We start from the raw sequence: 22,835 nt of genomic DNA on the forward strand, positions 1-22,835 counted from the left end.
TCGGCGCCCCGCCCCGGCCTGTGCGAAGGCCGAGAGCGGATTCATTCCGTATGCTTACCGCATGCCGCCGGACGCCAGGAGAATCTCTCCCGTCAGCCATCCTGAATCGGCCGAGGCGAGAAACAAAGCGATGGGCCCGATGTCTTCCGGCTGCCCCATCCGCCCTAGCGGCGTCTGCGCCACCATCTGCTTCTGGAAATCGGTGCCGATAATTCCGGCCGCGTGGACGCCCTCCGTCTCCACCGGGCCGGGATTAATGGAATTGACCCGAATTCTTCTGGGCGCCAGTTCTTTCGCCAGCACATGCGTAATGGCGTCCACCGCGCCCTTGGTCGCCGTATAGATCGCCGACATGGGCGGCGTTATCTGGCTTGCATTCGAGCCGATATTGATCACGCTGCCGCCCTCGGCGCCGAATTGCTTTACGGCCTCCTGAGTGGTCAGCAGAAGGCCGAGGACGTTGGTGTTGAATTGCCGGTGAAACTCACCTTCCGTCACCGTTTCAAGAGGGCTGAACTGATAGACGCCCGCATTGTTCACCAGCACGTCGAGCGACCCAAACGCCTTTTTGGTCTCGGCGAACAGCCGCTGCACGTCAGCCGCTTTCGAAACATCGCCCTGGACCGCGATGGCTTTGCCGCCCTTGCCTTTGATCTCCGCGACAACCTGGTCGGCGCCTTCCTTACTCGATGCGTAATTCACCACGACCGCGGCGCCCGCCGCCCCCAGGCTTTTCGCAATCCCCGCGCCAATGCCTTTTGACGCGCCCGTCACGACGGCGACCTTGCCTGCCAATTTGCTCATCTTGCTTGATCCTGTTTGATGATCGATGATTAGACACTTAGATAAGTATCTAATCATTGCAAGAGCGCGGTTTGTAATTTTCTGCGCGGCGAGGATTCCGCGCCTGGAGGCAGAGTGGGTCGCCGCCGCCCCACCCCTGACCCCTACCCGTTGCACGGGTAGGGGAAATCTCAGCGCTCCCCTCCCCGCGTTTGCGGGGAGGGGCCGGGGGTGGGGAAGCGCCATTGCTAGATTTTAGCGAGCTGATCCAGATAGGCGCTCAAAACGTCACGCTGGAGGACGAGTTTGGCGAACTTGCCTTCGCGGATGATTTCGATCAGGCCCGCCGTCTCCAGTTCTTTCATATGGTGAGAAAGCGTGGCGGCGCTGACGCGATGGGTCTCCTGCAAGGCGCTGCAAGGCATCGCATCGGGGCAGCCGCCTATTTCCTTCAGGATTTGATACCGCCGCGGTTCGGCCAGAGCGCGCGCAATCAAGGCGAACTGCCGATCTGTCAGTCGGGTCTGTTTGGCAGTCGCCATGATTTCAAGTCACATTAACGGGTAAACGCATCCGTATTGCGGGCTATGGCTTCGGCTGCCGCCGCGCCATTCCCATTATATGCGGACGGATGGGCGCTTTGACAACGACGCGCGCAGAGCGCTCGCGCTACGGGCGCCTGAACCGATCGAGAGGAATTTCCGCCGTCGCCGTGATTTCAATCAACAGGTCCGGGTGATAGAGGCGAACGATCTGCACAGTCGTCGTCACCGGAAAAGGCTCCGCGAAGAACTGCTTGCGAATATCGCCGGCGGCCATGAACTGCTCGATATCGACAGCATATTGGGTCAGCGCCACGATGTCGGCCATGACGCCGCCGACGGAGGCGAGAGCCGCCTGGATATTCTCCAGCGTCTTGCGAACCTGCGCCCGCATATCGTTCTTGCCGACGACCTGCCCCTCCTTATCGAGCGCGACTTGCCCCTTGAGATGGATGATTTCACCCGCGCCTTGAATCTTCATCATTGAGAATGCGCCAAAGGGCTGCCAGATATCCGGCGGATTGAAACTTGACGCCATGGCGATCTCACCCGTCTGTGCATGGGAAGATGACGGTACCTCCCCGTATCGCGAAAATCATGATTTCGCCTGTTGAGCCGTCTTGTCCGACTCACCGCGCCGCAGAAACACAACCTTCGTATCGCCATACGTTCGCTCATCCTCCACGCCGAATCCCTCCGGCGCGGCGATCTCCGCTTTCTCGGCTTCCTCCACCACGCAAAGGGCGCTTTCGGCGAGCCAACCGCCCGCCGCCAACGCGGCGAGCGCCGGCCCCGCCAACCCCTTGCCATAGGGCGGATCGAGGAAAGCGAGGGTGAACGGGGCTCCCGTCGGCGCCTTGCCGAGCTTCGTCGCATCGGCGCGCCAGATGCGCGTGACGCCGCCAAGACTCAGCGCCTCGACATTGCCGCGCAGCAAGGCGCGCGCTTCGGCGCCGTCGTCGATGAACAGAGCAAAAGCGGCCCCGCGCGACAGGGCCTCGAAACCCAGCGCGCCCGAACCGGCGAAGAGATCGACCACGCGCGCGCCCTCAAGCGCATCGGCGAAGCGATGGGCGAGAATATCGAAGATCGATTCCCGCAAGCGCTCCGAAGTCGGCCTGATGGCGCGCGAGGCGGGCGCGTTCAGAACTCGGCCACGCAGGCGTCCGCCGACGATGCGCACCGCTTAGCTGCGCCGGGGCGGCCGCGACCCGCCGCCCGGCTTGCCGCCCGAAGCGCCGCCGGAGCCGCGCGGCGGCCCGTTGCGGAAGGGCTTGGCGCCATCGCGCTTGCCGGCGCCGCCGCGCGAAGGCTGCCCGCCGGGCCTCTTGTGGAAAGGCTTCGAATCGTCTCGCGCACGCGGCCCCCGGCCGGTCGCGCTTTCGCGAAACGGCCTGGCCTCGCCCCCCGGCGCCTCGCTGCGAGGCTTGCGGCCGGCGAAAGATCCGCCGGGCGGCCCCTTGCGGAATGGCTTGGAATCGCGGCGCGGCGCATCCGTGTCCCGGCGCGGCTTATCATTATCGCGATGCGGCCGGTCGCCGACACGGCGCGGCTTGTCGCCGTCGCGGGTCGGCCGCGTATCCTCGCGGGACGGCCTGGCGCGGCGCACCGGCGCTTCGCCCTCGGCCGCGCGATCCACACGCGGACCCTCGCGACCGGGCTTCGTCCTCGTCCTGTCGCCGGGCCGGAACGTGCGGCCGGCCGGCCGGCCCTCGGCGCGGGCGCCGCGATCCCCGGCGCGCGCGGCAGCGGCGGCTCGCCTTCGCGCTTCTTGCGCAGTCGGCAGCAAGCGCTCGACCTGGACTTCTCGTCCCTTACGGTCGGCGGTGGCGCCGCGCTCGATGCGCTTGCGCGGACCCCTTTCGTCCTCCTGCCTCTCGGCGCGAAGCGTCGAGACATGTTTGCGCATCTTGGGTCCGTAGGAAGTCTTGGGATCGTTTTTGGCTTTCTCCTCGCGCTCCTCGAACCCGCCAGGGCGCGGCTTGCGATCGGAACGGCCGGCCGGCCGGCGCTCGCGACTATCCGCGCGCGCTGACGGCTGGCGATCGGCGGCCGGCTCAGGCTCGCCGCGCTCGATCATCGGCGCGTCAAAATCGACGCCCGCCTCGCGCGCCAGTTTGGCGCCGAGCTGGTCGCGCAGCACCCGCGTGCGCACTTCGGCGACGGCGCCTTCTTCGAGTTCGCCAAGCTGGAAGGGCCCGAAGGAAATGCGAATCAGGCGATTGACCGCGAGGCCGAGATGTTCGAGCACTTTCTTGATCTCGCGATTCTTGCCCTCGCGCAGCCCCATCGTCATCCAGACGTTGGAGCCCTGCGCGCGATCGAGAATCGCCTCGATGCCGGCGTAATCCACGCCGTCGATGGTCACGCCTTCGCTTAGCGGGTTGAGCAGTTCCTGTTCGATCTCGCCATGCGCGCGCACCCGGTAGCGGCGCAGCCAGCCGGTGGCGGGAAGCTCCAGGACCCGCGCCAGCCCGCCATCATTGGTAAGCAGGATCAGCCCTTCCGTATTGATATCGAGACGCCCGACGGCGACGACGCGCGGCAGGTCTTCGGGCAGATTCTCAAAAATGGTCGGTCGGCCCTCGGGGTCCCGCGCCGTGGTCACCAGGCCGCGCGGCTTGTTGTAGAGGAACAGCCTGGTGCGCTCGGGCGCGGCGAGCGGCTTGCCGTCGACGCGCACATCGTCGTTCTCGCTGACATTGAAGGCAGGGCTGTCGAGCTTCTTGCCATTGACCACGACGCGCCCTTCGGCGATCCAGCCCTCCGCGTCGCGCCGCGAGCAAAGCCCGGCTCGCGCCATGACCTTGGCGATGCGCTGACCCTCGCGCTTCTCCTGGGGCCTGGCGCCGCGCGCATCGAGGATGCGTCGGCGCGGCGATGGGCCGGCGCCGTCATGGGCGCCGCCGCTGGATTTTGTTTTATCGATCATCGCTCTTCCTAACAGGGGCTTGGCGGCGCGTCAGCAGATTTAAAATGTCCCAGCCCGCCGCCGGGCGTCCTTGTTTATGAACAAAGTGTGACGCATTTCGCCGATAAGGCCCGCGTTCGGCTTTGTTTCATGGGATCCACGTCGCTATTGACGCGCCGCGCCGCGCTTGCTTTTAAGCGGCGCGAAAAGCGCTTCACGCCAGCCGATCAACCCTTGGAGAACAGACATCATGACGCAATGGCCTCGACATGGGCGCATCGATGGCGCGATCGTGATGATCGGCTTTGGCTCGATCGGCAAGGGAACGCTGCCGCTGATCGAACGCCATTTCGACTATGACAAGGAGCTTTTCGTCGTCATCGGCCCCGACGATGCCGACCGCAAGCTGCTCGACGAGCGCGGCGTCAAATTCGTGCATCTGGCGATCACGCGCGAAAATTATCGCGACGTGCTGACGAAATACCTGAAAGCCGGCAAGGGCCAGGGGTTCTGCGTCAATCTGTCGGTCGACACGTCTTCGCTCGACATCATGGAGCATTGCCGCGCGATCGGCGCGCTTTACATCGACACTGTCGTCGAGCCCTGGCCCGGCTTTTATTTCGACAAGAACATCGGGCCCGAAGCGCGCTCCAATTATGCGTTGCGCGAGACGGTTCTGGCCGCGCGCCGCGCCAATCCGGGCGGCGTCACCGCGGTTTCCTGCTGCGGCGCCAATCCCGGCATGGTCTCCTGGCTCGTCAAACAGGCTTTGCTCAATCTGGCCGCCGATCTTGGCGACAAGGGGCCGGAGCCGAAGACGCGCGACGAATGGGGCAAGCTCGCCCATCGCCTCGGCGTCAAGGGCGTGCATATCGCCGAGCGCGACACGCAGCGCGCGAAAACGCCCAAGCCGCGCAATGTTTTCGTCAACACCTGGTCGGTCGAGGGGTTCCTGTCCGAGGGCATGCAGCCAGCCGAGCTCGGCTGGGGAACGCATGAGAAATGGGCGCCTGAAAACGCGGGGTTTCACAAGAGCGGCTGCGGCGCGGCGATCTACTTGAATCAGCCCGGCGCCAATACGCGCGTGCGTTCATGGACGCCGACCGCCCAAGCGCAATATGGCTTTCTCGTCACCCATAACGAGGCGATTTCGATCGCCGATTATTACACGCAGCGCGACGCCAATGGCGCGGCGATCTATCGACCGACCTGTCATTACGCCTATCACCCCTGCGACGACGCCGTGCTGTCCCTGCACGAAATGTTCGGCCGCGCCGGCGTGATGCAGAGAGAGCATCACATTCTCGGCGAGGCCGAAATCGTCGACGGCATCGACGAACTCGGCGTTCTGCTGTTCGGTCATAAGCGCAACGCTTATTGGTACGGTTCGCAGCTCTCGGTGGAGGAGACGCGGCGCATCGCGCCGTACCAGAATGCGACGGGCATGCAGGTGACCTCCGCCGTGCTCGCCGGCATGGTCTGGGCGCTGGAAAACCCGAACCAGGGCATCGTCGAGGCCGATGAAATGGACTTCCGCCGCTGCCTCGAAGTGCAGACCCCCTATCTCGGCCCGGTGATCGGCGCCTATACCGACTGGACGCCGCTGACCGACCGGCCGGGATTCTTCCCCGAGGACATCGATACGTCCGACCCATGGCAGTTCAGGAACGTGCTGGTGCGGTGAGATAGTAAAACGCCCCTTCCCCCACGGGGGAAGGAGCGCCATTGACAACCCCTCGCTGAGCGAAGAAACCTCGCGCGGCCATCACACCGGGACCGCCCATGCCGCACCAACGCCTGCAAGCCATCATCGAGCAAGCCTTCGAGGACCGCGCGACGATCACGCCGCAAACGACCGGCGAGGTGCGCGAGGCCGTCATCGCGGCGTTGAAGCTGCTTGACAGCGGCGAGGCGCGCGTCGCCGAGAAAATCCCCGGCGCGGTCGGCCTGGGATCATGGAAGGTCCATCAATGGCTAAAAAAGGCGGTATTGCTGTCGTTCCGCCTCAATGAAAACGCCCTGATAGCGGGCGGCCCCGGCGGCGCCAATTCGGCCTCAAGCTGGTACGACAAGATCCCGTCCAAATTCGAAGGCTGGGACGCCGCTACCTTCGCCAAATCGGGCCTGCGCGCAGTGCCCAATTGCGTGGTGCGGCATTCGGCCTATATCGCGCCCAATGTCGTGCTGATGCCCTCTTTCGTCAATCTGGGCGCCTATGTCGATACGAGCACGATGGTCGACACCTGGGTCACGGTCGGCTCCTGTGCGCAGATCGGCAAGAACGTGCATCTGTCGGGCGGCGTCGGCATCGGCGGCGTGCTGGAGCCGTTGCAGGCGAACCCCACCATCATCGAGGACAATTGCTTCATCGGCGCGCGCTCGGAAGTGGTCGAGGGCGTGATTGTCGGCGAGGGCTCGGTTGTCTCGATGGGCGTGTTCCTGTCGGCCTCGACCAAGATCGTCGACCGCGTCACCGGCCAGATCCATATCGGCTATGTCCCGCCTTATTCCGTCGTTGTTTCCGGCTCGCTGCCCGGCAAGCCCTTCGCCAATGGTTCGCCCGGCCCCTCGCTCTATTGCGCTGTCATCGTCAAGACGGTCGACGCGCAGACCCGCGCCAAAACCGGCATCAATGAATTGCTGAGAGATTGATGGGCGAGACGCGCGGCAAACGCTTCCGGTTTCTCTATCGGCAAAGCGAGGGAACGATCGATCGGCGCCAGTTCTGGCTGGCGTCCTGGCCGCCTCTCGCGATCATGCTGGCGCTGACTTTGATCTGGATCGTCGTCATGCCGCGGCAGGCGCGCGATCTGTCGCATGAGGCCCTGATCGACTGGGGCGTCGCGGCGACCTACGCCTATCTCCTCGTCTATGTCTTCGCGCTGTTCCTGTGCGCGGTCGCTGAATATTTTGTCTGGGCCAAACGCTTTGCCGATCGCGGCCGGCCGCAGGCTTTCGCGGGCCTCGCGCTATTCGCGCTGTTCCTCGCCGGCGCCGCCCATTGGTATCAGCCGCGCTCGGAAGGAACGATGCCCGATTGGCTGACCTGGGCCTTCGACGCGCTCGCGCTCGGCGTGCTCGCCTGGACGATCGCCGAGCTTGGATTTGGCGAGAGCGAGCGGCGCTAGGCGCGAAAGAGGAACCCTTCTCCCGAAAATCGGGAGAAGGTGGCATGCGAAGCATGACGGATGAGGGCCTATCGGCGTGGGAGGGCCTCTTCTCACCGCACCCGTCTTCGTCGGATCACCTTCTCCCGCAAGCGGGAGAGGAATTCACGCCGCTAAAAATATTCTTCTCGTAATTATTTGATTTTATTTTACAATTGCCGTTTTCCACCCCTGCTTTGCAAACAAAAGATTGCCAGCTTACGCCGTCAGAGGCATAATCAGGCACATTGGAGATGGCGGGTTTGAAACGCCGCCGCGCCTCTTAACGCCGCAAAGGCGCTGGGCGCCGCTCCATCGAAAGCCTCCGCTAAAAACAGGAATATTCCATGCTTCTCGCAGCGAAGACGCGCCGCGTGAGCAAACACGCGCCGGTCCGTCCGGGCGTGCTGAATGCGCTCATGGCTGGCCAGACCATCGATAAGATCGGCAAAACCTCGAAACTCACCCGCGCGCGCATCGAGAGAATTCTGCGCTCGGAATTGAAGGCGCTGTCGATCCGCCCAGCGCAGGACTACGCCAAGCTGCAGATCAGGCGTCTTGAGGCGGTGGTCGACAGGGTGACCGTGAAAGCCAACAAGGGCGATCTCGCGGCGATCGATCGTTTGATGAGAATCCTCGATCGTCTCGATCGCTATCATGGCTTCGCCAAACAATCGATGAGGCCGCCCAAACCAGACGAGAGGGACGACCTTGCGTTCGACAAGAAACTTGCGGACCTGATGGACCGCGCCGAAAGGGCGAAGGGTCGGGAATGAATGCGGATCAGCCCGACCTCGGTAAAACGCTTAAGCGTCAGGCGCGATCCGCGCTTGTTCGGAAGGCGAGCCGCGCCTCCATTCGCGAGATACTCGCGCTTAGCCGGATCGAATGTCAGGAATGGTCGGGGAATCTCACTCGCGAGCAAAAGAACCGTTTGTTCCGCCACTGGCGTTTCTGGGCCCGGCCGAACCAGGTCATCCCGCCCGGCGATTGGGTCTATTGGCTGATCCTGGCCGGGCGCGGCGCCGGCAAGACGCGGGCGGGCGCCGAGGCGGTGCGCCAATGGATCAATACTTTTCCATACGTCAACCTGATCGGCGCCACCACCGACGACGCGCGCGACGTGATGGTGCTTGGCGAATCGGGCATCCTCGCCTGCTGTCCGCAAGATGAGCGCCCGGTCTATTCACGCCGGTCGGCGCGCCTCGTCTGGCCCAATGGCGCGACGTCGCAAGTGTTCTCGGCCGAGGAGCCGGATCGGCTGCGAGGAAAGCAGCACATGAAACTGTGGTGCGACGAACTCGCCGCGTGGCGCCATCCCGAAACCTTCGAACAGGCGCTGCTTGGCCTGCGCCTTGGCGGCCATCCGCAGGCGGTGATCACCACGACGCCGCGGCCGATCAAGATCCTCAAGCAATTGCTCGACGACAAGAATGCGATCGTGACGCGCGGCACGACCTTCGATAACGCCGATCATCTCGCGCGGGTCTTTCTCGATCGGATCGCGGCGCGCTACGAGGGCCGCGCGATCGGCCGGCAGGAATTGTTCGCCGAGATTCTGGAGGAGACGCCCGGCGCGCTCTGGACGCGCGATCTGATCGAACGCTGCCGTATCGCGGCGAGCGCGGCGCCCGGCGACTATGCGCAGATCGTCGTCGCGGTCGACCCGCCCGCGACATCGGGCGCCCGCGCCGACGAATGCGGCATCATCGTCGCCGCCAAGGCGGCCAACGGCGAAATCTATGTGCTCGCCGACTTGACCAGCCAGGGCGAATCGCCCGGCGGCTGGGCGTCGCGGGTGGTCGCAGCCTATCGGAATTTTAGCGCCAATCGCGTCGTCGCCGAGGTCAACAATGGCGGTGAGATGGTCGCCGACGTGCTGCGCCAATGCGAGGCCAATTTGCCTGTGCGCTCGGTCACGGCGACGCGCGGCAAATTCCTGCGCGCCGAGCCGGTCGCCGCCGCCTATGAACGCGGCATGGTCCATCATGTCGGAATCTTCGAGAAGCTCGAGGACCAGCTCTGCGCGCTGACCGCCGATTTCGACGCCCGCTCCGCCGGCTTCTCGCCCGACCGCGCCGACGCTCTGGTCTGGGCGATCGCCGATCTCATCAATCTCGACGGCAAGGGTCGGGCCGGGATGGTGGAGTATTATCGGGACGCGGCGCGCAAGCGGTGAGGGCAAGCGCCGCTCTCAGTATCCGCCTCAGGCCTGCCCCGCTGCCTCGAGGATCAGATTCGCGATCGTGTCGGGCTGCGATATGAGGGAAAGGTGGCTCGCCTTCACCTCGATCGTTTTCGCGCCCATGCGTTTGGCCATGAAGCGTTCGAGATCCGGATTGATGGTCCGGTCTTCGGTGGACACGGCATACCAGCTCGGCTTTGACCGCCATGCGGCCTGGGTGGTCTTGTCGGCAAGCAACGCCCGTTTGAACGGCTCCTGGACGGCGTAGAGAACGCGCGCCTTGTCTGCGGGAAGGTCGCCGGCGAAATCGCGCAGGAACGCCTCCTCGCTCAATCGTCCCTCATCGTCGGACCATAGAATGCCGGCGGAGGCTGGCGGCGCCGGAAACCGTTTGGCCAACGCCGGGTAATCCTCGCCCGCATCGGGCGCACGCGCTGCGACATAGACAAGCGCCGAAACCTTGGGGTCGACGCCCGCTTCGCTGACAATCATACCGGCGAAGGAGTGGCCGACAAGCACGGTCGGGCCGTCCTGCAGAGCCAGGACGCGTTGCGTCGCCTCGACGGCGGCCTGCAGCGTCGTCAACGGGTTCTGCACGGCGGTGACCCGGATGCCTCTAGGCTGAAGCCTCGCAATGACCTCGGACCAGCACGACCCGTCGGCAAAAAGTCCGTGCACAAGAACGACGTTGCGCGCCTTTGGCGCGGGCTGAGCAACGGCGGCGCCCTGGAGAAGAGAGCTTGCCGCCCCAGCCGCAATCATGGTCATAAACGTGCGACGATCCATCGGAAAGCTCCCGCCAAACTCGGCCTTGGTTACGAGGACATGATGCGCAGAGCAATCAGTTGGAATTGCGGCCGGCGAGGCGCTTCACCCTCAAGCTTTTTTCCGAAAAGCGCGGCTTGAAACGGAGATCGGATTTTTGCTGGGGTCTCTGGAATTGGCGAAGGCATAACCGTTGGCCTGATGGATGGGTCCGAATTCCAGCCCGTCTTTCGCGCGAGCGGAACAAAAGGCTTCGACATCGGCGATGTCGAAGACGAGCTTCACGATGGATTGACCGCCTCTCTGCCCCTTGGCCGCCTGATGGATCATCAAATTGGCGCCGCCGTCGCGGCTGATCAGTTCGATGATCCTGTCGCCGGCCTCTCTGGACGCTGCAAAACCGAAATGATTCTCGTAGAAGCGGACGGTCTCCTCAACGTTCTGCGCGTAAAGCACGATTCTGTTGATTGGCAATGTTGCTCCCCTTCCTGTGACGCCCCGCTCCGCCACCCATATGCCGGGTCTCGCATATTGTGAGTCGGGAAATGGGTTTGACGACATCTCCTGGTCGCACCGCCCCTAACGGCGCGGCGGAAATTCCTGCGTCGACACCGCGTGCAGCGTCGCGCCAAGCTTACGGTTGAAATCTTCGGCGCTGGTCTGCGCGTTGACGACGCTGGTCTTGTCGTCGCTCGGCAGCGGGCATTGGGCGATGACGCGCGCAGCGCCCTGGCGCTCCAGGAAATTCTTGTAAGCGACCTCAAGCCGCTCGCGATCGAGCCCGGCGGGAAACACCTCGCTGATCCAGACATCCTTGGCGGCGGGCGCCCAGCCGACGCAAAACGTCCAGCGTTCGACGGCGGCGGCCGGTGTCGCAAGGACAAGCAGGAACGCAAGTGCGATCGGCGATCGGCTGTTCATAGAAGTCTCCGAATCGATATCAATCTATAGACCGCGCGCCGCGCGCCAAACAACAGAGGATCGCGCCATGCCGTCAGCCGAAGGAATCCAGACCCCGCTGCCGCCGAGCGCCTTCGCGCGTTTGGCGACCGCCGCGCGTTACGCTATATCTGGCGTCGCGCCGACGACATGGTTCGGACCTCAGCAGCCGCTGACCCCGATGGCGCCGCCGGAGGTGAAGGGGCGGCAGTTCGATTATCCCTTCGGCATCAATATCGATTACACGCCTCGCTCCACCGCCAATATCGGCTTTGCCGAATTGCGCGCTTTGGCCGACGCATTGCCGCTGCTGCGCACTGTCATCGAGACGCGCAAGGACCAGATCGCGGGCACAAGCTTTGCGGTCCGCTTGCGCGATCCCGCCGGCGACGCCGCCGCCGCGGCGGGACGCATCAAGACGGTGCTCGCCTTTCTCGACCGCCCCGACCGGCGCCATTCCTTCGCCGCCTGGCTGCGCATGTTGCTCGAAGACATGCTGGTGATCGACGCGGCGACGATCTATCCGCGCCTGACCCGCGCGGGCGCGCTCTACAGCCTCGACATCATTGATGGTTCCACGATCACACCGCTGGTCGGCGAGGACGGGCGCGCGCCCGAGCCGCCCGATCCCGCCTATCAGCAGATCTTGCACGGCATTCCGGCGGCCGATTTTTCGAGCGACGAATTGCTCTATCTCCCGCGCAACGCGCGCGCCCATCGCCTCTACGGCATGAGCCCGGTCGAGCAGATCGCGCTCACGATCAATATCGCGCTGCGCCGCGATACGATGACGCTCGAATATTACAAGGCCGGTTCTACCCCAGAGGCATTTGCGACATTGCCGAAAGAGTGGACCTCCGACCAGATCGCCCAGTTCCAGGAATATTTCGACGCCCTCATGGCGGGTAATTCCGCGCGCCGGCGCATGATCAAATTCATGCCCGCTGATTTCCGTCTGCAGGAGGTACGCCAGCCGCCGCTGAAAGACCAGTATGACGAATGGCTCGCGCGGTTGGTCTGTTACGCCTTTTCCGTCCCCGTCTCGCCCTTCGTCTCCGCCGTCAATCGCGCGACCAGTGAGACCCTGCGCCTGCAGGCGAGCCAGGAAGGACTGATCCCCTTGCGCGCCTGGATCAAGAACGCGCTCGACCGCGTGATCCAGACCTACCTTGGCGAGGCCGATCTCGAATTCGTCTGGGTCGGCGACGATGCGATCGATCCGCTGCAACAAGCGCAGACGCTACAAATTCTGGTCGGCGCCGGGATCAAAACGAAGGACGAGGCGCGGGCGGAGCTGGGGCTGGCGCCGACCGGCGGCGGCCCGGGCGGCAATCCGGCTGAGCTCGGCAAGTTTAACCCGCATCACGACGAGCGGGGGTGATTTACGAGCGTAGATGAGGCCGCGGGGGCGGGCGACGCGCAGGTCCAACATGTTTCCGACAAGGCGCGATCGAGCAACATTGGAGATGACGCTGCCGCGCCCTCCAGGGCGAACGCCCCTGCATCGAGCGAGAGTCCCAGCGAGATCAAACAGGGCATGCAATTGGCGCTTGATCCCGGGGAAAAGTTCGGCGGCGGCGACGCGTGCCTCACCACCTTCAATCGATGCCTTGCAACCGGAAATCGGCTATACGACCTTGGTTATGTGGATGAGGCGCATCAGCAATACCTGGGTTGCCGCAACGCGCTGGCTGCCTGTTACGAGAATGAAACATTGGCCCAGTCAAGTCCGCTCTACTCTGAGATCGATACCTACTTTCCGCCGAATAAAGCCCAAAATGGTGGCGGCTATGTCAGCCATGCGAAAGGGATTGCGCCCGTCTACATACCGCCTTCGGTCGATCCTCTGGCGGGCTGGCTCCCGAAAAAGCCGTAAGAGACATTGGAGCGTTGCGCCCGTGTCAGAATCAACGCCATGCACCCCTCCTCACGGCGCCCGCACTCGTTTATAGTTAAGGACTCGAACATGCCAGCACCACCCTCAGATATGACTCCAGATGAGCAGTTGCTAGACGCTGATCAGCTCGCTCAGTTAGACTGCCTGAGTATCGAGAGGAGAAGGTTAGTCACGAGTCGTGGCGGAGATTTAGGTAGTGAGAAAGGCTCTCACAGCGAAAAATTCGGATATATCTTTAGATACGACGTATCGAAGACTATGGCCGACGACTCTGGAAAATTATTTACGGTTACTTCGATGATCGTTTTCTGGACATCCGATTGCAAGATGCTTTCAATGGCCACCTACCCGGGCTTGGTGCTTCCGCAAGCTGATTCTAGGCTACAATAGTCCTGCTCGCGGCGTCCGTAATTGTCTATCGAAAGAATCCGCGGCGAACAGATTTCAAGCTCACTGGATTAATCGTAATTGATAGAAGCGAATGGCTCGCGCACCTCATCAGTTACACCTTTTCCGTCCCCCTCTCGCCCTTCGTCTCCGCTGTCAACCGCGCCACCAGCGAAACCTTGCGCCTGCAGGCGAGCCAGGAAGGGCTGATCCCCCTACGCGCCTGGAAAACGCGTACCCAGACCTAAAGGTCGATCGTTGAGCCATTTCCTCAGACGAGAACAAGGCCGCCTTGTCGGGCGCGCGCTCCCCACCAGCGCCGTACTGACGAGGTTTCCATGATGGACATTCGCCAACTTCTCGCGGGACTGGTTCGGTCCATGCAAAGCGCGGATTTTCCCGATGCGGGAACGATTGCAAAGCAATTGGATATGGACGTTTCGGCCGCGAAAGTGGCGAAGACGAAACGCGGACTCCTGACGATCCATGGCGCGGCGCTAGGCGGCGCTGTCGTCGTCGACGTGGTCGGGAGCGTAACGCCGCAGCGGACAATCTATCTCTTGTTCACCAATTCCAGCATTCCCTATCGCGACGTTGACGGCGAGGTTTTTGGCGCCGATCAAAGGGTGCAACAATCCAGGCACAGCGAAGGCTTCGCGATTCTCTGCGAGAAAGATGGGCTGACCTGCGGCCTGACGGCTTCCGGGCCGAATGGCGTCGTGCAAAGCCTCTTCTGCGAGGCGCCGAGACTGGCGCGGGCGGGCTAAGTCGATCCGGCTCGCCGCCCGTCTCGCCTTTCGTCTCCGCCGTCAATCAGGCGCAGGTGGGTGATGATTTCAACGGTGCGATACCGGTGCTCAAGTTTGTACGGACTACCGAAGGGAGCGTGACGAGTGAAATCTGCGGAATTATGTAGCTGCTTCAACTATTTCAAAAATGGCTGCTCGCGGAGTGCCGCTTGCAAAGCTCAATTGCCAGCGCAATAATCCTCCCATAAGGTGCACAGTGAGATGCGCCGCTGGGGTGGGAGCGAGCGAATGCCGGAATCGCCGAAGGAAGAACTTGCTCGTCGACTAGCAATTTATCCCGAAGGGGCACTCCCATTTTTCGATAGCGGATTTGCCGTCGCCGCGTTGCTCACCAACGAGATTCGAAAGCTCGTCCTGGCCGAGGTGATTGATAACCTCAAGCGGGGCTCACGGAATCTTAGCGGGTCGGCGCTGCGGGGGATCACAAAGCTTTCCGAGCGCGACAATGAGCAATTAGCGTCCGTATATTCCGTGATAATCGGCCTCCTTTCGGAATCCTCAGCTACCCCTGATGACTTTGTGGCGGCTGCGAAGGGCATTTTGTTTACCCCTCCGCACGAAGATATCGCCAAATCTATCGCCGATTCGATCTGCTCCGCTCAATCGGAAATTGCCGACATGGTTGGCCGGGCGCAGCTCGCTGGAGAAGTGCTTCCGTCGTTGGCTGCTTTCGATATTGTAGTCGATGTTCGAATTAGAGTTATCGACGGCGAAATTAAAACAAGTATTCCTGTCGCTATCCTTCATGTGGACACGGATGCAGCGGACCAAGAACTTTGGGTGCAGCTAAGTAGAGGTGATATTGAAGAAACAATTCGCAAACTATCGAAATGCGTCGCCGACATGCAATTGGCGGAAACCTTGGTTCTGCGAAAAGTATGACGATGTTCACGATTCAGTCCATCGCCATCTTCCTATTCACGTCGCTGGGCGCGTTCTTGCTGTGGCTTAGATTAAAATATGGTGGCAATTTATTTACGCAGGTCGATGGCATCTTTAACGAAATTATTGATAATTTTCAATATCGTATGATCCCGAAAATGTTATTTTTCGTCATACTTGGGGCAATATTATCGATTATTATAGTAGGGCCGAAAACTTACAGGCAGGCCGTGGCGGCGGGCGCGGCGTGCACAGTTATGTTGGGTGATTTGGTCCCTGCCGAGACTAAAAGAAAGACACGCTGATGGAATACCTTTTTTCAGTGGCTAAAAATAATCGAGTACGCGGCGTTATTTTAAATGCAACTGTTTTGCTTTTATTCGCTGCCGCGTGGGTATCCGATGAATGGCCACAGCTTACCATCCCATCTCTTCTAGCTGCTTTTGTCGTGATCGGCGGTGAGGCGGCCGTCTTGTACCTATTGGCGACGAAGGTGCGGTCGGAAGCTGGCGCTAAAACCCAGTCTCAGGAGATCGTCAACACCCACGTGCATCATGATCATGTTGCTATCAGCCAGTCGACGGGCATCGTGGATGAGTACCGTGAGCTTGAGGCGTCGAGTGAACGGGATTTGGTTCTGTTCCTTAACCGTCACCATCACGCGATGCTAAAGCGCCGCCGGATGGCTTACGCGCCGCGTCCTCGTGCATCGCAGGCTTCGACATGGGCTTTGGCTGCTCTAAATGATGACCGCTCCCAATTTTTTGCTGTGATTAAAAGCCAAGATGGATGGACTGCCGGAGAGATAGAGGCGCGCCGCGCGCTGAATTCAGAATTGGCAAAATGGAAAGCCTTTCCCGACGGTAGCGAAGCTTTCAGAATTGAGGCGGGCGCGTTCATGATTGAGTATTTTCATGGTCGCACCAACATTCGGGTGTTGGATTCTACTAAGGTGACGGTCGAAGGCTCTACTCGCGGGTCGAAGCTCAAAACGTCTCCGCTGTCGTCTGATTTTTGCGCGCCGGTCTATCAATAAGCGCGGACGTACCGTCGCGGGTGTGATGTTCGGTGTGGTGGTAGGATACGTCCGACCCTGTCGTGACCATCCAATTCGCCGTTCCCGGCGGTGGCTTGCTGGTCATGAGAGCGACGGCGGCGATACCGCCAAGCAGAACATCGCCTGCTCATTTTGCGGAAGGAGCGCTCCCGAGGTGCGGCTAGGCGCCGGTCCGTCGGTTTTCATTTGCAATGAATGCGTCGAGATATTTCATAAGATTCCTTAGCCGAGCATAGGCTTCGATCGGAGGCCGCTCGCCGCAGCAGAACACGTCCGGCGCCCCAACGACCACCCGCCGGCCTCACGCTCCAACCAACGCATAGCTCGTGCTCCGCCCCCCGCCCGGCTCCCTCACGAGAAGGCCGCGCTTCACGAGATCGTCGATGTCGCGCAGCGCACTGTCTTGCGAGCACTTGGCGAGCGCGGCCCATTTCGAAGTGGTGAGCTTGCCAAAAAATCCGTCGAACAGAAGAGCGATCATCGCACGCTGACGGTCATTGAACGCGGCGCCCGCATGCGTCTCCCAGAAGCGCGCCTTCCTGAGAACGGACGCCAGCGCTTGCTCCGCGCCGGCGAAGGCGCGGTTGAGGCAATCGAGAAACCAGATAAGCCAGGCCGTCACGTCGAGATCGCCCTTCTGCGTCTGCTCAAGAATGTCGTAATAGGCCTTGCGCTCCAGACGGATCTGCGCCGACATGCTGTAGAAACGCTGGGCGCTTTGCTCAGAACGGGCGAGGGCCATATCCGCGATCGCGCGCGCGATGCGCCCATTGCCGTCGTCGAACGGATGGATGGTCACAAACCAGAGATGGGCGAGCGCCGCCTTCAGCACGGGATCGATCGCGCTCTTGCCGTTGAACCATTTCAGAAAGGCTTGCATTTCGCGGTTCAATATCTTCGCGACTGGCGCCTGATAATGGACGCGCTCGCGCCCGATTGGCCCCGACACGACTTGCATCGGTCCCTTCTCGTCGTTGCGCCATACGCCGACGACGATGCGGCTCATGCCGCTGCGCCCCGTCGGGAACAAAGCGGCGCGCCAATCGAACAATCTTTCGGCGGTCAGCGGGTCGGCAAATTTCTGCGTCGCGTCGAGCGTCATTTCGACGATGCCTTCGACATGGCGATCGGCGGGCGCCAGGGCGCCGATGTCGACGCCGAGACGGCGCGCGAGCGAGGAGCGCACCTGCGCCCTGTCGAGGATCTCGCCCTCGATCTCGCTGGATTTGAGGACTTCCTCGGTCAGGGTTTGCAGAACGGCTTCCGTCCTGAGCGGGAACCCGAGGCCTTCCATGCGCCCGATCAGCCGCCCCTGCTGGTAGCGGACGTCGACAAGCCGCGCGGCGATGGCGTCATCGCGCCAGTGGAAGGCGGGCCAAGGCGGCAATTCGTGAATATAGGTCGTCAATCTCCGCGCCCCATGCGGAGATTACGCCTGCTATTCCCCGCAAATGCAAATTATTCGCCGCATAATCCGCGGTAAATAAGGTAGCTATTCGCCGCAAGAGCGAATTTATTATCCGCAAATCGCGCGGTGAATAAGGCAGGGCGGCGACGGAACCAGCGCGGATGGGCGGAGCGGCTTCGCCCGTCGGCCGAGATCGCGCTACAGAGGTTTGCTCACCTGAGGGCTTGCCATGCGGCAATTCTCTTATCGAGAACCTTTGCCGCCTCCTGCGCCGCTTCTCGTTTTGTCGAGAAAGACATTTCAGAGCGATTGTAAGCCTGGGTCGCTTTGAAAAGCGCCCAACGGAAACGCCCTGGTCTGGAAGAATCCGGTTCTACTCTCACGGTGAATTGGTGATCTTCGCCCATGCCTGCACTATGCGGCAAAGCCGCCATCGCCGCCAGAACGAAATTCCGCCGCCTATTCAAACTGGTCCGCGACCTGTCGCGGATCGCCATGGCGGCGCCGGAGTCCCTCGATGAATCGAGATTGCTATTGGCTCTGCAAGGTCCATGATGGACGATGGCGGCGACATATTCAGAGTCCCGACGACGCAACGCCCCTCGTTCCCCTTCGCGGCTTTGGCAGGAGCCTCCATGCGTGCGATCTCTTCCATCGTCCTGTTGCTCGGGCTTTCGCTATGCGGCGCGGCGGACGCACAAGGCGTCCGGAAGGAGTGCCATGTCATGGATTTATGCGCCGGCGTGGAGCCGGGCGGCGGCAGGATCATGGATTGCCTGAGGGCGCATAAAGACCAATTGTCCGAGAAATGCGTCATGGCGATCGGTACGGCGATGTTGAACAGGCCCAGCCGAACCCCGCCAGCGCCCGGCGGACAGCCGCCTGCAGCGTCGCCGGGCGGCCAGGACGATATGGATGAGTCGCCGCCTCCGGGCGCGCCCGCAGCCGCCCCGCCCGGCCAGGCCCAGCCTCCGAAGTGATGAGGCCGCTCCACTGCTTGCGCGACAGATCATGAGATGTGCGGCGGGCGGAGCGCTGCCGCGTGAACATGATCGTTGATCGTCGGGTGTTCGCTTGGCTCCCAACTTGCCGAGATTGCCGTTAGGAACAAAACGAGAACATTTTCTTGCATTGTTACGCGACACCGGGCATAATCGCTAAATTGGAAATGATGTGGCCGTCGCCCGACGCCGGGAAGGTTGACTAAAATGTTCCCCTTCAAAACCGACGAAGAGCGCCCGGACATGATGGCGCGCCGCGCGGCCGGCATGAAGATCATCACTGACGCGATCGCGCTGGAGATCGCGCGGCTCGTGCTTGTCAAAGAACACGGCGAAGACGAACTCGAAAAACAAGCGCCGCTGTCTGTTGTTCCCGAAGGCGACACCTGGGTCGTCCGGGGAAGCCGGCCCACAGTCAAAAACTCCGATCTGCCAAAGTTGGACGGGCCGTTTGAAATGCGTATTTCGCAGTTCACCGGCCAGATTTTTAGCTGCTGCTTTTTATTCGGTATGACGCCGTCGAAGAAGTAGAGGCGGCGAAATCAAACAGGGATTAGGGCACGGCGTCTCGCGCGCCTTCGCTGCATCACCGAATTGATCCCATCAGCGAGCGGCGCTTTTTCTGCAGCCAGTACATCTGCGATCAACTGGTCGCCCGACGATACTACGCGCTTTCGTTTCGATACGCGAAGGAGGAGCTCTCGTCATGCACAACACAAGACGACTCCTCGCCGAACCATTCTCGATTGAACCTTTGCGTGAGCTTCTCGCCAGCCTTCAAAAAGCGCGCGCTGTCGTCGCACTCATGCCTAAGCGCTACTTTCGTAAATTTGGTTTCGATCCGGCTCAGCCGCGGGATGAAGATGGGCGATGGACGGCCTCCGGCGCGAGTGATGGCAAGAGTCTGATACAGGACGTCGCCTATCAAGGTGACTTTCATGACGCAGTAAAAAAACAATGGCTAGACTATCTTAACAAGACTGGCGGAATCTGTGTCGACGAAGTTCGATTGACTCTAGCGCCCGTTACCGCGCGTCTCGATATACTCTGCCAGACGGCGATACGTGGAATATATGTAGGGTTCGAGATTAAGACCGGCGCCGATCCGACGCTGACGCCGCAGCAGATGATTGTCTATCCTCATGCGATCGGCGGGGCTGGCGTTAGGTCGCCTGACGCCAAGATCGGCGCGCTCGGTTTACTCCCAGACGTTGAATTACCCCCGATTCCCATTCTCTTCATTTACGCCGAAAAGCCCGGTGTCGATTATAGATTTTTTGCTCCCAAGCTTGAGCCGCTTGAAAAGAAACTTGGCGTTTCATCCGGCCGCGAACTTACTCAATATCCCGACACGTTGCTCCTCGCTGACAGTTAGGTAGCAAGTTCGTCGCGGAAATCTTTGCAGCCAGACAGTTAGTCATCTCCGCGCCTATCCCCTGGAGCGCCAATGTCCGAACTCAGCCTCTTTCTCCCGATCACCAAAGTCGACGCCGATCAGCGCATCGTCTACGGAATCGCCACCGCCGAGGTCGCCGATCGCGCGGGCGAAATTTGCGATTACGATTCGACGAAACCTTATTATGAAGCGTGGTCAGCCGAGATGAACGAGGCGAGCGGCGGCAAGTCGCTCGGCGCTTTGCGTGCGATGCATGGACGCGTGGCGGCAGGCAAGATCACCGACATCGCATTCGACGACGCAGGCAAGCGCATCATGATCGCGGCCAAAATCGTCGACGACGACGAATGGCGCAAGGTCGAGGAAGGGGTCTACACCGGCTTCAGCCAGGGCGGCCGCTATGTCCGGCGCTGGTCGGACCCCGGCGGCGAGCTGACGCGCTACACCGCCGAGCCGCGCGAGATTTCGCTCGTCGACCTGCCCTGCGTGGCGTCGGCGACTTTCGAAGTGATCAAGGACGGAATAGCGCAAAAACGCGCCTTCGCCGCGGCCGCGAAAAACGCCGCGCCGACGCAAGGCGACGAGCAGGATAATGAGAATGACGGCGGCGATGCGGCGCAGCGTCTCGCCGCGCTCGTGCAGCTCGTCGCCATGGCGCGCGCGCTGAGCCGGCAATTGAGCGCCGAAGCGGAGGCGCTCGCCGCCCAGATCGGCGGCGACCCGGCGCCGGACGCGCTGCAAGCCAACGACGATGATTTGCAAGCTTCGAAGATCGCAGCGCCGCCGGCCTCGCCGGCAGCCGCGGAGCCTATCCCCTCCCTCGCGCTCGCCAAGGCGCTCGGCGAGACGGCGGCGCTGCGAACCCGGCTCGACGAACTGACGCCCGGCCTCGCCGCTCTGTCCTCGCGCATCGCCGCGCTCGAAGCGCAGCCGCTCCCCGCCAAGGCCGCGTTGCGCGCGGTTTCCAAATCGGCCGACGGATTGAGCAGCGAGGGCGCGGCGCCCGTCGACGAAGCGATCCGCCGCCTCGCCGCGCTGCCGGCTAGTGAGCGCGCTTTGGCGCTGACGAAGCTCAGCCTCGCCAATCCGATTGCGGGGCGGTTTTGAGGGGGCGTGGGCGTCGATGAACTTCTCGACGCCCTCAATTCTCACCTGGCTCGCGCTGGCCCCAGCGTCAGAAACCCATTGATCGCTTGGATGCAATTATGCGCGGGAGGAATTCGAACTCAAGGACGACCGCATACGCGGTCGCCTCCGGCGGCGGCCCGAAGGGCCGTCCTTGAGTTCGAATTCCTCCCGCGCTCCGCTCCGCCAAGCAAACAATGAAAAACTCTGCTTCAAGTAACATTAGTTCTTGCTTTGTTCTTTTCCACAATCTATCGTCGCGCTGCTTTCCGTATCGTGACGTGCGTGTCCAATGATCGACATTCGCCAAATCATCGCGGGACTGGCGCGGGTGACGCCTGCGGTCGACTTTCCCAACGCGAACGCCATCGCCGCGGCCCTCAGCCTGGAAATGGCCTACGCCAGCGTGGCGAATATGAAGGGCGGCAACCTGATCGTCCGAGGCGCGCTCTTGGATGATGGAACAGGAATCCAAATCATCGCAGCGCTCTCGCCAAGGCGCGAATTATTTCTGTCGTTCGAGGATTCCCGGCTGCCCTATCGCGACATCGAAGGTGAGGTGTTTGGCGACGACCAGCACATTCAAAAGTCGCGGGCGAGCGAGGGCTTCGCAATCGTCTTTTATCGCGATGGCCTCGAATTCGCTATTACGGCGGATTCACCCGACGACGTCGTAGACGCGATATTTTGCAGAACGCCAAATCCGCGAAGACAACCGCACAATCAGCTATCCGAGCAGCCGGCGCGAGGGACAGACAAGCATGATTCCCGCTGGGACGCTTCGATGGTGGTTCACGCCGCGCGCAACAGGCCTCTGATTTCGCGTGAGACCGCGCTCGAAGTCGCCAGACGGGTATTTTGCGACTTCCTCGGCACGAAGAGAGACGAACTGCAAGAGCCCTTGCTGATCGAAGAGGACGCCGATGTCTGGAAGATACGCGGCGATCGGGCATGGCGGGAATTTATCCCCGGCGTTACAGTCAGCCGCCTCGCCGTGCAGATGAAGATCGCGAAAATCGACGGCGCCATCCTCTCCTTCGTTCCCGGTCCCATGTAGGATCAAGCTGGGGCATTCATGACGATCGAACAGCTCGATGTGATCGACATTGTCACGATAAATGATGCCGCAAACGAAGTGCGACTGTTCATCAGCGACCATCTGCCGTGGGATGTCGATGAGGGCGAGCATCTCTTGTTGTTGCAGAGCAAGCTCAATTTGTACCTCCACGTAATCGAGAGCGGCCAACTCTACGAGCAATGCCCCCGATCGATCGGAAGAGATGTCATCATAGAGATAGCGCCGATATTTCCGCTGAGCGCGCAGGCGCAAAGGCTTTTTGTTCTGTGTCAGGGCGTAGTACGCAATGCCGGTTTTGACTTGCGCATCTGGAATGGCTTTGCGGAAGACGATCGAACGTCCGCCCCGATAGATGGACAACCAGAAGGCATACCGCACGTCAAGCATTAGAACCCGATGAACCCCGGTCGAATCGGTTCGCCTTCATTGGCGAGGGAGCGTAGCGACGAAGCAATCCAGACTGAGGCTCTGACAGTCCACGCCTGGATTGGGTTCGCGTGACGAATGCAAGGCGCACGTCGGCC

27 protein-coding genes and 1 pseudogene are annotated in these 22,835 nt (G+C 61.5%); 18 read left to right on the plus strand and 10 right to left on the minus strand.

Features of this window, described 5'->3' with window-relative positions; genetic code table 11:
* Window positions 1-54: 54 nt before the first annotated feature.
* The 5 genes from GSQ90_RS00385 to GSQ90_RS00405 form a co-directional block, all read right to left on the minus strand.
* The gene (locus tag GSQ90_RS00385) at window positions 55-804 is read right to left on the minus strand and encodes an SDR family NAD(P)-dependent oxidoreductase (RefSeq protein ID WP_158812493.1); all 750 of its coding nucleotides are present in this window, start codon (window positions 802-804) and stop codon (window positions 55-57) included.
* A gap of 227 nt (window positions 805-1,031) precedes the next feature.
* Complete coding sequence (locus tag GSQ90_RS00390) at window positions 1,032-1,325, minus strand: helix-turn-helix domain-containing protein (RefSeq protein WP_158812494.1); 294 nt, start codon at window positions 1,323-1,325, stop codon at window positions 1,032-1,034.
* A gap of 127 nt (window positions 1,326-1,452) precedes the next feature.
* Window positions 1,453-1,863: a RidA family protein gene (locus GSQ90_RS00395; protein WP_158812495.1), complete on the minus strand. Its 411-nt coding sequence runs from the start codon at window positions 1,861-1,863 to the stop codon at window positions 1,453-1,455.
* A gap of 57 nt (window positions 1,864-1,920) precedes the next feature.
* The gene (gene rsmD, locus GSQ90_RS00400) at window positions 1,921-2,508 is read right to left on the minus strand and encodes a 16S rRNA (guanine(966)-N(2))-methyltransferase RsmD (protein ID WP_158812496.1); all 588 of its coding nucleotides are present in this window, start codon (window positions 2,506-2,508) and stop codon (window positions 1,921-1,923) included.
* 3 nt (window positions 2,509-2,511) lie between these two features.
* A complete protein-coding gene (locus GSQ90_RS00405) occupies window positions 2,512-4,257 on the minus strand; it encodes a pseudouridine synthase (RefSeq protein ID WP_158812497.1) in 1,746 nt (581 codons plus the stop codon).
* Window positions 4,258-4,486: 229 nt separating this feature from the next.
* Here GSQ90_RS00405 and GSQ90_RS00410 point away from each other — a divergent pair, with 229 nt between their 5' ends.
* The 5 genes from GSQ90_RS00410 to GSQ90_RS00430 all read left to right on the plus strand — a co-directional run bounded on the left by GSQ90_RS00410 (window position 4,487) and on the right by GSQ90_RS00430 (window position 9,561).
* Window positions 4,487-5,920 (plus strand): homospermidine synthase, encoded by a 1,434-nt coding sequence (locus tag GSQ90_RS00410; RefSeq protein ID WP_158812498.1) that lies wholly within the window; start codon window positions 4,487-4,489, stop codon window positions 5,918-5,920.
* A 98-nt stretch (window positions 5,921-6,018) separates the two neighbouring features.
* Window positions 6,019-6,888 (plus strand): 2,3,4,5-tetrahydropyridine-2,6-dicarboxylate N-succinyltransferase, encoded by an 870-nt coding sequence (gene dapD / locus GSQ90_RS00415; RefSeq protein ID WP_158812499.1) that lies wholly within the window; start codon window positions 6,019-6,021, stop codon window positions 6,886-6,888.
* Entirely contained in the window at window positions 6,888-7,364 is a 477-nt protein-coding gene (locus tag GSQ90_RS00420; protein ID WP_158812500.1) for a hypothetical protein, read from the plus strand. The genes dapD and GSQ90_RS00420 overlap by 1 nt, the downstream gene beginning before the upstream one ends.
* Before the next feature lie 365 nt (window positions 7,365-7,729).
* Window positions 7,730-8,158, plus strand: a complete 429-nt coding sequence (locus GSQ90_RS00425; RefSeq protein WP_158812501.1) for a hypothetical protein — start codon at window positions 7,730-7,732, stop codon at window positions 8,156-8,158.
* Window positions 8,155-9,561: a DNA-packaging protein gene (locus tag GSQ90_RS00430; RefSeq protein ID WP_158812502.1), complete on the plus strand. Its 1,407-nt coding sequence runs from the start codon at window positions 8,155-8,157 to the stop codon at window positions 9,559-9,561. The genes GSQ90_RS00425 and GSQ90_RS00430 overlap by 4 nt, the downstream gene beginning before the upstream one ends.
* Window positions 9,562-9,588: 27 nt before the next feature.
* Here GSQ90_RS00430 and GSQ90_RS00435 read toward each other — a convergent pair whose 3' ends face one another.
* The 3 genes from GSQ90_RS00435 to GSQ90_RS00445 form a co-directional block, all read right to left on the minus strand.
* A complete protein-coding gene (locus GSQ90_RS00435) occupies window positions 9,589-10,353 on the minus strand; it encodes an alpha/beta fold hydrolase (RefSeq protein WP_158812503.1) in 765 nt (254 codons plus the stop codon).
* A gap of 90 nt (window positions 10,354-10,443) precedes the next feature.
* The gene (locus tag GSQ90_RS00440; protein ID WP_158812504.1) at window positions 10,444-10,806 is read right to left on the minus strand and encodes a VOC family protein; all 363 of its coding nucleotides are present in this window, start codon (window positions 10,804-10,806) and stop codon (window positions 10,444-10,446) included.
* A 105-nt stretch (window positions 10,807-10,911) separates the two neighbouring features.
* Entirely contained in the window at window positions 10,912-11,253 is a 342-nt protein-coding gene (locus GSQ90_RS00445) for a hypothetical protein (RefSeq protein WP_158812505.1), read from the minus strand.
* Between the two features lie 67 nt (window positions 11,254-11,320).
* Here GSQ90_RS00445 and GSQ90_RS00450 point away from each other — a divergent pair, with 67 nt between their 5' ends.
* The 7 genes and pseudogenes from GSQ90_RS00450 to GSQ90_RS32795 all read left to right on the plus strand — a co-directional run.
* Window positions 11,321-12,652 carry a phage portal protein gene (locus GSQ90_RS00450; RefSeq protein ID WP_158812506.1) on the plus strand — a complete coding sequence of 444 codons (1,332 nt, stop codon included), beginning with the start codon at window positions 11,321-11,323 and terminating at the stop codon, window positions 12,650-12,652.
* Window positions 12,653-12,808: 156 nt separating this feature from the next.
* Window positions 12,809-13,147: a hypothetical protein gene (locus GSQ90_RS00455; protein ID WP_158812507.1), complete on the plus strand. Its 339-nt coding sequence runs from the start codon at window positions 12,809-12,811 to the stop codon at window positions 13,145-13,147.
* A gap of 746 nt (window positions 13,148-13,893) precedes the next feature.
* Window positions 13,894-14,322, plus strand: a complete 429-nt coding sequence (locus tag GSQ90_RS00460) for a hypothetical protein (RefSeq protein ID WP_158812508.1) — start codon at window positions 13,894-13,896, stop codon at window positions 14,320-14,322.
* 270 nt (window positions 14,323-14,592) lie between these two features.
* Window positions 14,593-15,246 carry a hypothetical protein gene (locus GSQ90_RS00465; RefSeq protein WP_158812509.1) on the plus strand — a complete coding sequence of 218 codons (654 nt, stop codon included), beginning with the start codon at window positions 14,593-14,595 and terminating at the stop codon, window positions 15,244-15,246.
* 2 nt (window positions 15,247-15,248) lie between these two features.
* Entirely contained in the window at window positions 15,249-15,551 is a 303-nt protein-coding gene (locus GSQ90_RS00470; protein WP_158812510.1) for a hypothetical protein, read from the plus strand.
* Window positions 15,551-16,282: a hypothetical protein gene (locus GSQ90_RS00475; RefSeq protein WP_158812511.1), complete on the plus strand. Its 732-nt coding sequence runs from the start codon at window positions 15,551-15,553 to the stop codon at window positions 16,280-16,282. Before GSQ90_RS00470 ends, GSQ90_RS00475 begins: the two co-directional genes overlap by 1 nt.
* A gap of 139 nt (window positions 16,283-16,421) precedes the next feature.
* A pseudogene (locus GSQ90_RS32795) lies at window positions 16,422-16,511 on the plus strand (ClpX C4-type zinc finger protein); the annotation flags it as partial.
* Between the two features lie 93 nt (window positions 16,512-16,604).
* On the opposite strand, the gene GSQ90_RS00485 reads toward GSQ90_RS32795, so the two are convergent.
* Both GSQ90_RS00485 and GSQ90_RS00490 read right to left on the minus strand, forming a co-directional pair.
* On the minus strand, window positions 16,605-17,711 hold the full coding sequence (locus GSQ90_RS00485) for a Fic family protein (RefSeq protein ID WP_158812513.1): 1,107 nt from the start codon (window positions 17,709-17,711) through the stop codon (window positions 16,605-16,607).
* A gap of 212 nt (window positions 17,712-17,923) precedes the next feature.
* Window positions 17,924-18,208, minus strand: coding sequence for a hypothetical protein (locus tag GSQ90_RS00490; RefSeq protein WP_158812514.1), 285 nt, complete (start codon window positions 18,206-18,208; stop codon window positions 17,924-17,926).
* A gap of 138 nt (window positions 18,209-18,346) precedes the next feature.
* Here GSQ90_RS00490 and GSQ90_RS00495 point away from each other — a divergent pair, with 138 nt between their 5' ends.
* The 6 genes from GSQ90_RS00495 (at window position 18,347) to GSQ90_RS00520 (ending at window position 22,701) form a co-directional block, all read left to right on the plus strand.
* Window positions 18,347-18,691: a hypothetical protein gene (locus tag GSQ90_RS00495; protein WP_158812515.1), complete on the plus strand. Its 345-nt coding sequence runs from the start codon at window positions 18,347-18,349 to the stop codon at window positions 18,689-18,691.
* 228 nt (window positions 18,692-18,919) lie between these two features.
* Window positions 18,920-19,243, plus strand: a complete 324-nt coding sequence (locus tag GSQ90_RS00500; RefSeq protein ID WP_158812516.1) for an NTF2 fold immunity protein — start codon at window positions 18,920-18,922, stop codon at window positions 19,241-19,243.
* Window positions 19,244-19,418: 175 nt separating this feature from the next.
* Window positions 19,419-20,087: a hypothetical protein gene (locus GSQ90_RS00505; protein ID WP_158812517.1), complete on the plus strand. Its 669-nt coding sequence runs from the start codon at window positions 19,419-19,421 to the stop codon at window positions 20,085-20,087.
* A gap of 72 nt (window positions 20,088-20,159) precedes the next feature.
* The gene (locus GSQ90_RS32065) at window positions 20,160-21,215 is read left to right on the plus strand and encodes a hypothetical protein (protein WP_210254780.1); all 1,056 of its coding nucleotides are present in this window, start codon (window positions 20,160-20,162) and stop codon (window positions 21,213-21,215) included.
* 310 nt (window positions 21,216-21,525) lie between these two features.
* Window positions 21,526-22,290 carry a hypothetical protein gene (locus tag GSQ90_RS00515; protein WP_158812518.1) on the plus strand — a complete coding sequence of 255 codons (765 nt, stop codon included), beginning with the start codon at window positions 21,526-21,528 and terminating at the stop codon, window positions 22,288-22,290.
* 18 nt (window positions 22,291-22,308) lie between these two features.
* Window positions 22,309-22,701 carry a DUF6572 domain-containing protein gene (locus GSQ90_RS00520; protein WP_158812519.1) on the plus strand — a complete coding sequence of 131 codons (393 nt, stop codon included), beginning with the start codon at window positions 22,309-22,311 and terminating at the stop codon, window positions 22,699-22,701.
* Window positions 22,702-22,835: the final 134 nt, after the last annotated feature.

The organism is Methylocapsa sp. S129, assembly GCF_009765995.1.
Classification (GTDB): domain Bacteria; phylum Pseudomonadota; class Alphaproteobacteria; order Rhizobiales; family Beijerinckiaceae; genus Roseiarcus.